Consider the following 13,762-nt stretch of genomic DNA (forward strand, 5'->3'; position numbering starts at 1 on the left):
CTAGCCCACGGCACCGGGCGTGCTGGGCCGCCGGCCCCGCGGGATAGCCTGCGGACCGCACACGTCGACCCTCAGGAGGTTCCATCGTGCGGGAGTTCTCCACGCCACTCTCCATCTCGATCCCGACGACCGGGAACCTCACCGACGACGTCGTCGCCAACGCGCGCGACCACGCGGACACCGCGGTCTTCAGCCGGGCCACGTCCGACGGTTGGGTCGACGTGACGGCCGCGCAGTTCCATGTGGAGGTCTGCGCCGCCGCGAAGGGCCTGGTCGCCGCGGGGGTCGAGCCCGGCGACCGCGTCGCCCTGCTGTCGAAGACCCGCTACGAGTGGACGGTCCTCGACTACGCCATCTGGTTCGCCGGCGCCGTGACCGTGCCGATCTACGAGACGTCCTCCGCCGAGCAGATCGGCTGGATCCTCCAGGACTCCGGCGCCCGTGCCGTGGTGGCCGAGGGGCCCGACCACCTCGCGCGGGTCCGCGAGGCCCGCCGGGCCGGCGACCTCGGCGAGCTCCAGCACGTCTGGTCGATCCAGGACAACGCGGTCGACGTCCTCGGCCGTCTCGGCTCCGACATCTCCGACGAGGTGCTCGAGGAGCGCCGCACCGGCGCCACCCCCCTCGACCTGGCCACCCTGATCTACACGAGCGGGACCACGGGCAAGCCCAAGGGCTGCATGATCACCCACGGCAACTTCATGTTCGAGCTGGGCGTCGCGGTCGACGAGCTGCACGAGCTCTTCGACGCCGACGACTCCTCCACGCTCCTCTTCCTGCCCCTCGCCCACGTCTTCGCCCGGATCATCCAGATCGGCGCCGTCAGGAGCCGCACCCGTCTGGGCCACAGCGCCGACATCAAGAACCTCGTCGCCGACCTCGGCGAGTTCAAGCCGTCGTTCATCCTGGCCGTCCCCCGGGTCTTCGAGAAGGTCTTCAACACCGCCTCGCAGCGCGCGACCGCCGACGGGCGCGGTCGCATCTTCGACCGCGCCGCCGACACGGCGATCGCCTGGTCGCGCGCGCTGGACGGCAAGCGCGTCCCCGTCCGCCTGCGCGCGCAGCACGCGCTGTTCGACCGCCTCGTCTACGGCAAGCTCCGCCAGGCGCTCGGCGGCAGCTGCACGTACGCCGTCTCCGGCGGCGCGCCGCTGGGCGACCGCCTCGGTCACTTCTACCGCGGCATCGGCCTCACGGTGCTGGAGGGCTACGGCCTCACCGAGACGACCGCCGCGCTCTGCGTGAACCTGCCGGACGCGCAGAAGATCGGGACGGTCGGCCGGCCGATCCCCGGCACGAGCGTACGGGTGGCCGACGACGGCGAGCTCCTCTTCCGCGGCGGCCAGGTGTTCGCCGGCTACTGGGGCAACGAGACGGCCACGGCGGAGGCGCTGGACCGCAACGGCTGGTTCCACACCGGCGACGTCGGCGAGGTCGACGACGAGGGCTTCGTGCGGATCACCGGTCGCAAGAAGGAGATCATCGTGACCGCGGGCGGCAAGAACGTCGCCCCGGCGGTGCTCGAGGACCGGCTGCGCGCCCACTCGCTGGTCGACCAGTGCCTCGTCGTCGGCGACGGGCAGCCGTTCATCGGCGCCCTCGTCACGATCGACCGCGAGACCTTCCCCGCCTGGGCCGAGCAGCACGGCAAGGACGACGACCTTGCCCGCCTGGTCGACGACCCAGACCTCGTCGCCGCGGTCCAGGAGGCCGTCGACGAGGCCAACAAGGCGGTGTCCAAGGCTGAGGCCATCCGCAAGTTCACGATCCTGCCCGGCGAGTGGACCGAGGAGGGCGGGCAGCTCACCCCCAGCCTGAAGCTGAAGCGTCGCGTCGTCATGCGTGAGTCGCGCGATGAGATCGAGGCGCTCTACCTCGGTTGAGCCGTCTGGACTGGGCCGTCCGGAGGAGGCTCGGGCTAGTACCTGACCAGGGGCCGAGTAGTCACAACGGACTACTCCGGGGCCATGTTCGGGTGGTTTGCGAGGTTTAGCCCGCGGACCCGATTGCGCGCCCCTAGATTCGGGTCGCTGGGACGGACATCGGGACCCTCCCGCGATCGGGAAGCGGATGTGCGCTCCGCCGATCGGGAGGGTCTCATCCGGCCGAGTGACCACGAACTCAGGTTCCCGACCGAAGGATCCCCCATGGCTCGCCGCTCCGTTCTTCTCATCGTTGCGGTGCTGATCGCACTGATCGGCACGGCCCTGATCGTGCTCTACGTCCAGGGCATCGACGAACGCGCCACCGAGGGCCAGGAGCTCGTCGAGGTCCTCGTCGCCACCGAGGCGCTGGAGGCCGGCGAGTCCGTCTCGGCCGCGCAGGAGGCGGGCAAGTTCGACACGAAGGAGGTGCGACGCACCGACGTCGTCGACGGAGCCCTCTCCTCGACCGGCTCGATCTCCGATCTCGTCGCGACGGGGCCGATCTATCCCGGCGAGCAGCTCATCGCCAAGAAGTTCGGCACGTTGGGCGACACCGACTCGCTCGTGATCCCGGATGACAAGATGGCGATCTCGGTCGAGCTCACGGACTGGGAGCGCGTGGCGGGCTTCGTCAACCCCGGCAACGAGGTGGCCATCTTCGCCACCGCCGTCGGCCCGGTACGGATCGACGCGGAAGGTCAGGAGACCAAGCTGGGCGACTGGACGCGCGTCGTCCTCCCCCGCGTCCCCGTCGTGGGCGTGGGCACCACGAGCGTCACGTCCCGCACGACGAGGAGCGAGGACGGTGACACCGCGACCGAGGAGGTGGCGCGCACCATCCTGACCATCGCCGTCACGCAGGCCGAAGCCGAGAAGCTGATCCACGCCGACCGCACCACCGAGCTCACCTTCGGCCTGCTCACCGATGAGACGGACACGCAGGACGAGCCCGGGATCGGCCTCGGCGGCGTGATGCCCGAGATCTTCAGGGCGCGGCCGTGACCGCCATCCTCGAACCCGACGTCGCGCAGGCGAGCATCCTGCAGGCGATGCTCCACGGCTCGGTCTCGTTCCGCGACATGGACGCGCTGCGCGACCACCTCGAAGCGACGCCCAACGAGTTCGCCGTGGTGATCGGGCCCTCCGTCGCCGGCGACTTCGCCGCGGAGTTCGCCCAGTGGGCACGCGTCCAGCGACCGGACCTCGGCGTGATCCTGCTGCGCAACACGGTCGACAGCGACGCCTTGGCCCTGGCCCTGCGCAGCGGCATGCGCGAGGTCGTCGGTGCCCGCGACCTGGCCGGCGTCACCACCGCCGTCCAGCGGGCCCGGAGCGTGGCCAGCGCGATCGGCCAGACCCTGATGGGCGAAGCCCAGGCCGCGGCCAACGCTGTGAAGGCCGAGATCGCCGCCGAGGCAGCCGCCGCCCAGGCCGCTGCCGAGGCGCCGGTCGGTCGCCTGCACACCGTGTTCTCGACCAAGGGGGGCGTCGGCAAGAGCCTGGTCGCCACCAACCTCGCGGTGGCGATGGCCGATGCGGGCAGCAAGGTGTGCCTGGTCGACCTCGACGTCAACAGCGGCGACGTCGCCATCATGCTGCAACTGAACCCCACCCGGACGATCAACGACTTGGCCGGCTTCCAGGGCGTCGTCGACGACGGTGCCGTCGACTCCGTGCTGACCAGGTACTCCGACAACCTCTCGATCGTGGCGGCTCCGATCCGTCTCGACAGTCCCGAACAGGCGACCGCCGAGGACATCGGCAAGCTGCTCGACGCGCTGAAGTACCGCTTCGACGCCGTCGTGGTCGACACGTCCGGGGTCTTCGACGACCAGGCGCTGACCGCGCTCGACCGCAGCGACACGATCGTCCTCGTCGGCACCCTCGACATCCCAGCGCTCAAGGGGCTCAAGCTGGCGACCAACACGCTGGACCTGCTGAACTTCGGCAAGGACTCGTGGCGGTTCGTGCTCAACCGCGCCGACGGCCGGGTCGGCCTCTCGGTCGACGAGTACGAGTCCACCCTGGGCCTCAAGGCCGCACTGACCCTCGTGTCGGCCAACGAGGTCCTCAACGCCGTCAACCGGGGCGAGCCCTTGGTGCGTGCCTACTCGGGGCACCAGAACAGCAAGGGCCTGGTGCGCTTCGCCGCCACGCTCACCGATTCCTCGACCTCCGCAGCAACCTCGGAGTCCGGCGCGCGCAAGGCCGGCCGGCTCCGTCTCAGGAAGGGCTGACCATGGGACTCAGCGACCGACTCGCCGCCGCCACGCGTCACAGCGCCAACGGGGCCGCCAACGCGACTGCCACCGAGCAGGAGCGGCCCAACGGCGCCGCGCCCGCCGGCGAAGCACCCGGCTCGGCGGTCACCTCTGCGTCGAGCCTCGCGGCCCGTCGCAAGCAGAAGTCGCCGGAGGGCACTGACCCCTTCCGCGACCTGAAGCGCGTGGTCCATGCCCGGTTGGTGGAGTCGATCGGCCCGAAGCTCTACGACGCCAACATGACGCAGTCGGAGCTCGAGCAGCAGGTGCGGCTCGCACTGCAGACGACGCTCGCCGACACCGACATGCCGATGACCTCAGCCGATCGCACCCGGATCGCGCAGGAGATCGCAGACGACATCCTCGGCTACGGGCCGATCGAGCCCCTGCTGCGCGACCCGAGCCTGTCCGAGGTGATGGTCAACTCCTTCCAGGACATCTTCGTCGAGCGGAGCGGCAAGCTGGTCAAGGTCGAGACCTCGTTCACCGACGAGGCCCACCTGCGGCGCACCATCGACAAGATCGTGAGCAAGATCGGCCGACGTGTCGACGAGACCAGCCCGATGGTGGACGCCCGCCTGCCTGACGGCAGCCGTGTGAACGCCATCATCCCCCCGCTCGCGCTCGACGGATCCAAGCTCACCATCCGCAAGTTCTCCGAGGACCCCTACACCGTGGACGACCTGATCGGGTTCGGCACGTTGACCCGCCAGTCGGCCGACCTCCTCGCCGGATGTGTCAAGGGTCGGCTCAACATCCTCGTCTCCGGAGGAACGGGCGCAGGCAAGACGACGACCCTGAACGTCCTCTCGTCGTTCATCCCCGAGGACGAGCGCATCGTCACGATCGAGGACGCTGCCGAGCTCCGTCTCGTCCAGGACCACGTGCTGCGGCTCGAGTCGCGCCCGCCCAACATCGAGGGCAAGGGCGCGGTGACGATCCGCGACCTGGTCAAGAACTCGCTGCGCATGCGCCCTGACCGCGTCGTCGTCGGTGAGATCCGTGATGCCGCCGCGCTCGACATGCTCCAGGCCATGAACACCGGCCACGACGGCTCCATCTCGACCCTTCACGCCAACACGCCTCGAGACGCACTGGCGCGTCTCGAGACCATGGTGCTGATGGCGGGCATGGACCTCCCGGTGCGCGCCATCCGCGAGCAGGTGGCCAGTGCCGTCGACCTGATCATCCAGCAGTCCCGTCTCAAGGACGGCACCCGCCGGATCACCGCCATCACCGAGATCGTCGGGATGGAGGGCGACATCATCACCACCCAGGACGTCTTCCTCTTCGACTATGCCGCCGGTGTGGACGAGATGGGCAAGTTCAAGGGCGGGCTGGTCTCCACCGGCCTGCGTCCCCGCTTCATCGAGCGCCTCCAGGACCACGGAGTCCACATGGACCCGGCGATCTTCGCCAGCGGCGGACGACGATGAGCACGCTCGTCGGCAGGATCGCCGCCGGCGCGGCGGCGGGCGTCGCCCTGCTGCTGGCGACGCCTCTGCCGTCCCACGCCGCCGACGAGATCACGATCGACCACGTCGCAGTCACCGAGGGCACCGTCGACCTCCTGCTCTCGGTCGACCGCCTCCCTGGTGGACCCGACGTCGACGCAGACGCAGTCGAGGTGGCCGTGGAGGGACGGGCCGTGGCCTCGACTGTGAAGGCCGTGGCAGCCGGCGACATCGATCGCTCGACGATGCTCGTGCTCGACGCGAGCAACAGCATGCAGCGCGGCGGCAAGTTCGACGCCGCCCGAGCCGCGGTAGACGCGTACCTCTCAGCGGCTCCGGAGGACGTGCGCATCGGCCTGGTGGCGTTCGCCGGCAAGGTGTCCACCACCATCGACCCGACCACCGACCATGCAGCGGTCGAGGACGCCCTCGCCGGGATCAGCCTCAAGCGCGGAACCAGCGTCTACGACGGCATCGACGCCGGAATGGCGGCGCTGGGCACGGACGGGTCCCGGTCCATCCTGGTGCTCTCCGACGGTGCCGACACCGGCAGCACGACCACGCTGGAGGTCCTGTCCCGCCAGGCCGCCGACGCCGGTGTGGTGATCGACGTCGTCTCACTCGCCTCAGCCGACCGCGCTGCCGAGCTCGCGGGGCTCGCGGACGCGACCCAGGGCGCGGTCATCCCAGCCGACCCGGCAGCTCTCGCCACGGTCTTCTCCCAGCAGGCCGACGCGCTCTCGCAGCAGCTGCTGATCACGTTCGAGCCGCCTGCGGACGTCACCGCGGACGCCACGGTCGACGTCTCGGTGACCTCGCAGGGTGAGACCTACAACGACTCGGCGCTGATGACGCTCCCCGACAACGGGACGCAGCTCGACGTCGTCGAGTCCGGCGAGGCCCTCATCAGCCGGCCTGTCATGCTCATGGGCGCCCTCGCCCTCGCGCTGGGCCTGGGCGGCATCCTGGTCACGGTCCTGGTCGGCGCGACCGACGGGCGGTCCAGCACCGAGCGGCGCCTCGACAACTACTTCGGCGAGGACGGCAAGTCGGGAGGGCACCGCGGCTCAGCTGCCAGGACCGACATCAAGGGGTCCGCTGTCGCGGTCGCGGACAAGGTGGTGACCGCCGACCTCGAGACGCGCATCTCACAGCGACTGACCGGCGCCGGCTCTGCGCTCACCGCTGCCGAGTGGTTGCTGCTCCACGCCGGAGTCGCCGTCGGAGGTGCGGTCGTCGGCTTCCTGATGGGCGGCGGCGCACTGGCCGTGCTCGGGCTGGTCCTCGGAGCCGTCCTGCCGTGGATCTACCTGAGGTTCCGCCACAAGAGGCGGCTCAACAAGTTCAACGCCAACCTCGCCCAGTCCCTGGGGCTCATGGCAGGCGGCCTCCAGGCGGGACTCTCGCTGCCGCAGGCCGTTGACACCGTGGTGCGCGAGGGGAACGAGCCCATCGCCGGCGAGTTCAAGCGCGCCCTCATCGAGCAGCGCCTGGGCATCGACATCACGGACGCGATGGAGGGCATCGGTCAACGGATGGAGAGCCAGGACTTCACGTGGGTCGTCATGGCCATCCGCATCCAGCGCGAGGTCGGCGGCAACCTCGCGGAGATCCTGCACACCGTGTCCGACACGCTGCGTGAGCGCGAGTACCTGCGCCGCCAGGTCAAGGCACTCAGTGCGGAGGGACGCATGTCGGCCTGGATCCTCGGCGCCCTTCCGGTGGGCATGTTCGGCTACATGCTCATGGCCAACCGCAAGTACGTGGAGCCGCTCTACACGACGGGGATCGGATGGGCCATGCTTGCAGCGGCAACGGTTCTGCTGAGCGTAGGGAGCTTCTTCATGGCAAAGCTGGCCAAGGTGGAGGTCTGAGATGATGTCTCCGATGCTGATGCTCGGCGCCGGGTTGCTGTTCCTCGCCGGAACGCTCGCTCTCTCCCTGATCGGCGTGGCGACGTCCGAGCGCCGCGGTGTCGCGCGCTCCGTTGCAGCCATCAACGCCCTCGACGCAGCGCCCGACGTCATCAAGGAGGAGCTCGAGCGGCCCTTCAGCGAGCGGGTGCTCGCGCCCCTCGGCGATCGCTTCGTGGGCATAGGTCGCAAGGTGGCGGGCGCCGACACTGCGAAGAAGATCCAGCACCGACTCGACATCGCCGGCAATCCCGCGGGATGGGACGTCAACCGCATCCTCGGGCTGAAGGTGCTCGGGCTGGGCGTCTTCGGCGTGCTCGGCTTCCTCTACATCTCGGCGACCGATTGGCCCATCGTCCGCGTGGTCCTCGCAACGGTCGCGCTCGGCGCGTTCGGCTACCTCCTGCCCAACATCCTGCTCTACAACGCCGGCCAGAAGCGCGAGGCGCTGATGCGCAGGTCCCTCCCCGACGCGCTCGACCTGCTCACTGTCTCTGTCGAGGCCGGACTCGGCTTCGACTCAGCCGTCGGACGCGTCGCCCGCAACACCGAAGGCCCCCTCGCACAGGAGTTCGGCCGTCTGCTCCAGGAGATGCAGATCGGCGTCGGCCGAGTCCAAGCCATGCGCAGCATGGCCGAACGGTCCTCCCTGGACGACCTTCGGTCCTTCTGCACGTCGATGGTGCAGGCGGACAGTCTCGGCATCCCCATCGGCCGGGTGCTGCGCGTCCAGAGCCAGGAGATGCGCACCAAGCGCCGCCAGCGAGCCGAGGAGAAGGCCCAGCAGGTGCCGGTGAAGATCATGGTGCCGCTCGTCCTGTTCATCCTGCCGTGCCTGTTCATCATCGTCATGGGCCCTGCGGCCATCGGGATGATGGAAGCCTTCGGCAGCTAGGCCCCCGGTGCAGACGCTCCCATCGACCGAACCACCGGGCGGCCCTCAGCTCCGGACGTGGCGCACGACGACTGCCGTACGGGTCTTCGCACTGGCGCTGGCGACGGGCAATGCCATCAGCGGTGGAACAGTGGGAGAGGTCTTTCCGCTCCTGCTGGTGCTCGCGATCGCGGCAGCGGCCTCCTCCCTGCTGGAGCTGTCGAGCCGGAACAGGCTCACCCACTGGCACTCCGTGGCCGAGGCCGTCGCCGTCACCATCGTCATCGTCGGCACGTCCTCGACCGCGAGCCCCGTGGCCTATCTCGCCGTTCCGCCCGTGGTGGCCGGCATTCGGCACGGTCTGGTCACCACCCTCAACGTCACCCTGCTGTCCGCCCTGACCGCCGCCGCCACCTTCGCGCTCGAGCCCGACGGGGACGCCCTGGAGGGTGCCGCGGCGTGCGCACCGTGGCTGGCGATCGGCTTGGGGGTCGGGCTGCTGGCGAGCTGGCAGTCTCGTTCCACCCGCGATCTCGCCGCGCGCCAAGCGCCGTACGCGGCCGCCCACCACCTGATGGCGCGCATCCACCAGCTGGCGACGTCGGGGACCCTGGGGCTGGACAGTGCCTCCCTCGCCACCGAGCTCGAGGACGCCATGCGACGCGCGACGGGTGGCGCCCGCTCGACCGTCTTCGTCGTCGAGCCGGACACGACGCTGCGCGCGCTGAACCCCGGTGCCGACGTCGAGCGTCTGGCACGGGAGATCGAGCTGCCCGACTCCGAACGAACCCCCGGCGCGGCGGTCATCCCGCTCCGCGGTGCACGGCAGGTGCTCGGCTACTGCGTGGTGGTCGGCGTGCCCCGATGGACCGATGAGCTCGACGCCCGGGCCCGCGAGGTGGCGGACGACTTCGCCGTACGACTCGACACCGCGGTGCTCTTCGACGACGTCCGGGCGCTGGCCACGTCCGAGGAGCGGAACCGGATCGCGCGCGAGATGCACGACGGTGTCGCACAGGAGATCGTCGCGATGGGTTACATCGTGGACGAGATCGAGTCGATCAGCGACCACGACCAGACACGGGAGCTGGCGTCCGCGCTCCGGGACGAGATCACCCGGCTGGTGTCCGAGATCAGGTTCTCCATCTTCGACCTCCGACACGAGGTCATCGACGGTCGCGTCTCGAGCTCCCTCGCCGACTACGCACGTGCGGTCAGCCTCGCAAGTGGCCTGCGGGTGCACCTGAGCCTGGCTGAGTCCGGTCCACCCCTCTCACCGCGCACTGCGACAGAGGTGCTGCGGGTCGCCCAGGAGGCGATCGGCAACGTCAGGAAGCACGCAAACGCCGAGAACCTGTGGCTCACCTTCGAGTCGGACGGGACATCGCTGCAGCTCGATGTCGAGGACGACGGAGTCGGCAACGCCGGCCCTCGCGAGCACCACTGGGGACTGCAGACCATGCGTGAACGGGCCGAGGGCGTCGGCGCCCGGCTCGAGATCGGTCCACGACGAGATGGCGGCACAGTCGTCAGCCTGCGGTCCCCTGCGACCACCACCCGAGAAGGAGGCACCGCCCATGGGCACCACCGTGCTACTGGTTGATGACCACGAGCTGATCCGCCAGGGACTCGCCCGGGCGTTCGAGCGAGACGCCGACATGACCGTGGTGGGTCAGGCTGGTTCCGTGGCTGACGGCGTTGCCGCGTGGCAAGCGCTCACCCCGGACGTCGTGGTCACCGACCTCCAGCTGCCCGACGGGCACGGCCTCGAGATCGTCCGGGCAGTGCGGACGCTGTCCGACTCCACTGGATTGGTCGTGCTGACGATGCACGCGGGTGACGACCAGATCTTCGCAGCGATGGAGGCCGGCGCCTCGGCCTTCGTGGGCAAGGACAGCAAGGCGACCGAGGTCGTCAGTGCAGCCAAGCACGCCGCTGTTGCACCCCGCACGTTCCTCTGTGCGGGACTCAGCGGGGCGATGATGCGCCGCGCGACCAACCCCGCACCGCCCAAGCTCTCCGGACGTGAGGAGGAGGTCCTGGCCCTCCTCGCAGACGGACTGGGCACGGGCGAGATCGCTGGCCGCCTCTACATGAGCGAGTCGACGGCCAAGACCCACATCACCCACATCTACCAGAAGCTCGGTGCAGCCAACCGGGCGCAAGCGCTCGTCACCGCCATGCGACTCGGCATGCTCGACCACGCTTCCCCTCAGCGTTTCTGACGTGACCGGATCGGGTGATGCTGGGGCCGTGCGGGTGGGTAGCCCATAGTCACAAGGGACTACTGAGGCGCGGCCGATCACCCGATTCGTGCGGCAGCGACAACCGGCAGAGTTCTCCGTGACGGGTCCTCGTGGGCTCGCACAGGACCCACATCACAGACACCAAAGGGGAAATCCAATGCTCGAGAAGTTCGTTGCCTTCCAGCTCTTCATGCTCGCCGACCGCGAGGAGAAGGGCGCCACCGCCGTCGAGTACGGCCTGATGGTCGCGCTGATCGCCGCCATCATCGTCGCCACCGTCGCGCTTCTCGGCCAGGCGATCCTGGGCGCGTTCCAGACCGTCCTCGCCGAGGTCAACTGACGCCACACCCTGTCTCAGGCCGGCGTTGCTCCGCAACGCCGGCCTGAGTCGGTTTTGCAGAAAGGTGAGGCCGTGAAGCACGAAAGAGAAGTCACGGACGAGCAGGGCGCCACCGCCGTCGAGTACGGCTTGATGGTCGCCCTGATCGCCGCCATCATCATGGGCTCGGTAGCCCTGCTCGGCGAGGCTGTCTTCGGTATCTTCCAGGGCACGCTCAGCTGGCCGTGGTGACACTCGCGCTGAGCTGCGCCACAACCTTGCTGTCACTCAGAAGGCGACCGGATTCCCCGGTCGCCTTCTTTGTCGTGCCTCACCTCCGGGCCACCATCCGGCGCAACTCAGCTCGCCACGTGGCGGTCAGGTCGTCCGGGGCCAGTCCGGCCCGGTCCAGCACCCGGTTGAGGACCGCGCCTCGCGTGACGGCCTCGTACACCTCCACCAGGCCCCGCTCCCCCAGCCGCTCGGCGATGATCCGACACGCCAGCCACGCCTCCTCGTACCGCGCCTGCAGGTCCTGGGCCCGCGTGTCGAAGTCCGCGGCCGTGGGCAGCGTCTCCGGCACCCCGTCGCGCCGCGCCGCCTCGATGGCCCGGCCCAGCGTGACCCGGTCGGGCAGCCGCGTGTCACGCAGCGCGACGTAGTCGGCGAAGCCCTCGAGCAGCCACGGCTCGACCGGCCGGCGGACCGCGTCCGTGGCGACGTGGACCAGCTCGTGGCTCGTCACGACCTGGGCGCCGGCGCGGCGCAGGCCGTCGGTGACCTCGGGGTTCACGAACACGTGGACCGGCGCGTCTTCACCCGTGTCAGTGCCCACGCCGGCCGTGACGGCAGCGATCCCGGCGTACGTCCCCGGTGCGACGCCCAGGGTCTCGTCGAGGTCGGCGGCGCTCGCGGGCACCTCCACGACGACCGGCCCGGTCCACTCCGGCAGGACCTTCCGCACGACTGGGATCCCCCGGGCCACCCGCTGCGCGACCTCGTCGGCCTCGCGCTGCTCGCCGTCGACGAGCACGAGGTGGTCCTCCGTACGAGCGACGGCCAGCTCTCCCCGCAGCCAGAGCGGCACGCGGCCCTCCGCCGCGGAGGGCGCGCCGAACCCGGAGATGGCCAGCTCGTCGCCTTGTCCGTGGGCGAACCGGACGACGACGTCCGCACTCGCCGGGGCGTCGTCGAAGCCCCGGAACCTCCACGTCATCTCGACCACGCCGGACCAGTCGCCGTCGGCACTCACGGTGCCGACCTGGTCGACGTACCGGGCGCTGACGTCCCGCAGGTCGAGCGACTGCGCGTTGGCGGCGATCCCGGACAGCTGCTCCTGCACCTCGGCCAGTGCGTCCGGCGCCAGGGCGGCGAGGGCCTCCCCGTCGCGTTCGTCCACCCCGGCGACGAACGAGGCCAGGGCCGCCGCTGCCTCGGCGGGGCTCGCCCGCGGCGCCTCGACCGGGCGCGGCGGCTCGACCGGTTCCGAGCCGTCGCGCGTCAGGACCACGACCAGCGCGACGACCACGAACAGCGAAAGGCCGGCCGCCCACAGGAGTGGACGACCGGCCTTCGAGGTCTGCTGGTCAGCCAGGGCGGACCGCGCCGACGTAGGGCATCGAGTAGAGGCCCGACACGGCGACCCCGGTGCCCGGGTTGGCCGCGTGGACGATCATGCCGTTGCCGATGTAGATGCCGACGTGGCTGATCGGGCTGTAGTAGAACACCAGGTCGCCCGGCTGCAGGTCGCTCGCGGCGATGCGCGGACCGGAGCCGAACTGGGCGCTCGAGGAGTGGGGCAGGGACACGCCGGCCTGGGCCCAGGCGCGCATGGTGAGTCCACTGCAGTCGAAGGCGTTCTCGCCCATCGCGCCGTAGACGTAGGCGTCGCCGACCTGGGCCATGGCGTACTGCACCGCGGCAGCGGCCCGGCCGGTGGCGGGCACGGAGCTGGGCAGGCGCGTCGTGCTGCCGCGCGAGGCGAGCAGGCGCTCGCGCTCCTCGGCCTCGAGGTCGGCGAGCAGGTCCTTGGCCTCGGCGAGCTTGTCGTCGACCGTGTCCTTCTCGGCGCTCAGCTGCTCGGTGAGCTGGGCGATCTCCCGGGTGCGGTCGTCGGTGGCCTCGCGCCGGATCTCGAGTGCCTCGAGCTCGGTGTCGTAGTCGGAGAGCAGGGAGGACTGCAGGTCGTTGAAGGACGACATGGTCGACAGGGAGTCCAGGAACGAGCCCGGGTCATCGGAGACGACGATCTGGCCGACGGTCGAGATGCCCTCGCCCTCGAGCTGGCGGACGACGGCGTCGGAGACCTGCTCGCGGACGGCGTCGAGGCGCTCGTCCTGACGTGCCTGGTCGGCCTTCAGGCCGCTGAGGTCGCGACGGAGGTCGGCGAGGTCGAGCTTGGCGTCGTGCAGTCGCTCCTGGGCGGCCTCCGCCTCGTGGTAGAGGCGGTCGACACGGGCCTTGACGTCCTTGATGTCGGGGTCGGCCTGCGCAGGGGTCGCGGGCACGAAGGCAATGGCAGCGATCGCGGAGAGACCAAGTACGGTCGCGCCAGCTCGCTTGCGGGTGTGAGCCACGAGCGGGGGAACTCCTCGGGGTGTCGTACGCCTACCAGGTGAGCTGACGGGTTCGGCACGACCGGCCTACCCCTGCTCCACGCACCGCTCGCGCAGTGCGTCTCACAGGGGATTCACCCCAGGGGGAAGAGTGGTTCCCCGGCTCGCGGACCACGGGTGGTGCAGGGGACGTGGTCCACGACTCGGCGCGACGC

At 70.0% G+C, this 13,762-nt stretch carries 12 protein-coding genes and 1 riboswitch; of the genes, 10 read left to right on the forward strand and 2 right to left on the reverse strand.

Annotated elements, in window-relative coordinates; genetic code table 11:
- Positions 1 to 86 precede the first annotated feature (86 nt).
- The 10 genes from EXE59_RS21110 to EXE59_RS21155 all read left to right on the forward strand — a co-directional run bounded on the left by EXE59_RS21110 (position 87) and on the right by EXE59_RS21155 (position 11,244).
- The gene (locus EXE59_RS21110) at positions 87 to 1,883 is read left to right on the forward strand and encodes an AMP-dependent synthetase/ligase (protein WP_135840656.1); all 1,797 of its coding nucleotides are present in this window, start codon (positions 87 to 89) and stop codon (positions 1,881 to 1,883) included.
- Between the two features lie 264 nt (positions 1,884 to 2,147).
- Positions 2,148 to 2,927, forward strand: a complete 780-nt coding sequence (gene cpaB, locus EXE59_RS21115) for a Flp pilus assembly protein CpaB (RefSeq protein WP_168218628.1) — start codon at positions 2,148 to 2,150, stop codon at positions 2,925 to 2,927.
- Positions 2,924 to 4,162 carry a CpaE/TadZ family protein gene (locus tag EXE59_RS21120; protein ID WP_135840658.1) on the forward strand — a complete coding sequence of 413 codons (1,239 nt, stop codon included), beginning with the start codon at positions 2,924 to 2,926 and terminating at the stop codon, positions 4,160 to 4,162. Before cpaB ends, EXE59_RS21120 begins: the two co-directional genes overlap by 4 nt.
- A gap of 2 nt (positions 4,163 to 4,164) precedes the next feature.
- A complete protein-coding gene (locus EXE59_RS21125) occupies positions 4,165 to 5,622 on the forward strand; it encodes a TadA family conjugal transfer-associated ATPase (RefSeq protein ID WP_135840659.1) in 1,458 nt (485 codons plus the stop codon).
- Complete coding sequence (locus EXE59_RS21130; protein WP_135840660.1) at positions 5,619 to 7,514, forward strand: type II secretion system F family protein; 1,896 nt, start codon at positions 5,619 to 5,621, stop codon at positions 7,512 to 7,514. The genes EXE59_RS21125 and EXE59_RS21130 overlap by 4 nt, the downstream gene beginning before the upstream one ends.
- Before the next feature lies 1 nt (position 7,515).
- Positions 7,516 to 8,448: a type II secretion system F family protein gene (locus EXE59_RS21135; protein ID WP_135840661.1), complete on the forward strand. Its 933-nt coding sequence runs from the start codon at positions 7,516 to 7,518 to the stop codon at positions 8,446 to 8,448.
- Positions 8,449 to 8,578: 130 nt separating this feature from the next.
- Positions 8,579 to 10,030, forward strand: coding sequence for a sensor histidine kinase (locus EXE59_RS21140; RefSeq protein WP_135840662.1), 1,452 nt, complete (start codon positions 8,579 to 8,581; stop codon positions 10,028 to 10,030).
- On the forward strand, positions 10,005 to 10,652 hold the full coding sequence (locus EXE59_RS21145) for a response regulator transcription factor (RefSeq protein WP_135840663.1): 648 nt from the start codon (positions 10,005 to 10,007) through the stop codon (positions 10,650 to 10,652). The genes EXE59_RS21140 and EXE59_RS21145 overlap by 26 nt, the downstream gene beginning before the upstream one ends.
- A 178-nt stretch (positions 10,653 to 10,830) precedes the next feature.
- Positions 10,831 to 11,013 (forward strand): Flp family type IVb pilin, encoded by a 183-nt coding sequence (locus EXE59_RS21150; protein ID WP_135840664.1) that lies wholly within the window; start codon positions 10,831 to 10,833, stop codon positions 11,011 to 11,013.
- Between the two features lie 72 nt (positions 11,014 to 11,085).
- Positions 11,086 to 11,244 carry a Flp family type IVb pilin gene (locus EXE59_RS21155; RefSeq protein ID WP_135840665.1) on the forward strand — a complete coding sequence of 53 codons (159 nt, stop codon included), beginning with the start codon at positions 11,086 to 11,088 and terminating at the stop codon, positions 11,242 to 11,244.
- A 79-nt stretch (positions 11,245 to 11,323) separates the two neighbouring features.
- Here the strand turns inward: EXE59_RS21155 and EXE59_RS21160 are convergent, their stop codons facing one another.
- Both EXE59_RS21160 and EXE59_RS21165 read right to left on the reverse strand, forming a co-directional pair.
- Positions 11,324 to 12,520, reverse strand: a complete 1,197-nt coding sequence (locus EXE59_RS21160) for a M1 family metallopeptidase (RefSeq protein ID WP_135840666.1) — start codon at positions 12,518 to 12,520, stop codon at positions 11,324 to 11,326.
- Positions 12,521 to 12,578: 58 nt separating this feature from the next.
- The gene (locus EXE59_RS21165) at positions 12,579 to 13,499 is read right to left on the reverse strand and encodes a C40 family peptidase (protein WP_246056970.1); all 921 of its coding nucleotides are present in this window, start codon (positions 13,497 to 13,499) and stop codon (positions 12,579 to 12,581) included.
- Between the two features lie 100 nt (positions 13,500 to 13,599).
- A riboswitch (cyclic di-AMP (ydaO/yuaA leader) is annotated at positions 13,600 to 13,728 on the reverse strand.
- Positions 13,729 to 13,762 lie beyond the last annotated feature (34 nt).

Source organism: Nocardioides eburneiflavus (genome assembly GCF_004785795.1).
Lineage (GTDB): Bacteria > Actinomycetota > Actinomycetes > Propionibacteriales > Nocardioidaceae > Nocardioides > Nocardioides eburneiflavus.

What these genes read in the sequence shown, in the direction of transcription:
- cpaB (WP_168218628.1), top strand. Translation starts at nt 2,148, where the DNA reads ATGGCTCGCCGCTCCGTTCTTCTCATCGTTGCGGTGCTGATCGCACTG.
- EXE59_RS21125 (WP_135840659.1), top strand. Translation starts at nt 4,165, where the DNA reads ATGGGACTCAGCGACCGACTCGCCGCCGCCACGCGTCACAGCGCCAAC.
- EXE59_RS21130 (WP_135840660.1), top strand. Translation starts at nt 5,619, where the DNA reads ATGAGCACGCTCGTCGGCAGGATCGCCGCCGGCGCGGCGGCGGGCGTC.
- EXE59_RS21135 (WP_135840661.1), top strand. Translation starts at nt 7,516, where the DNA reads ATGATGTCTCCGATGCTGATGCTCGGCGCCGGGTTGCTGTTCCTCGCC.
- EXE59_RS21145 (WP_135840663.1), top strand. Translation starts at nt 10,005, where the DNA reads ATGGGCACCACCGTGCTACTGGTTGATGACCACGAGCTGATCCGCCAG.
- EXE59_RS21150 (WP_135840664.1), top strand. Translation starts at nt 10,831, where the DNA reads ATGCTCGAGAAGTTCGTTGCCTTCCAGCTCTTCATGCTCGCCGACCGC.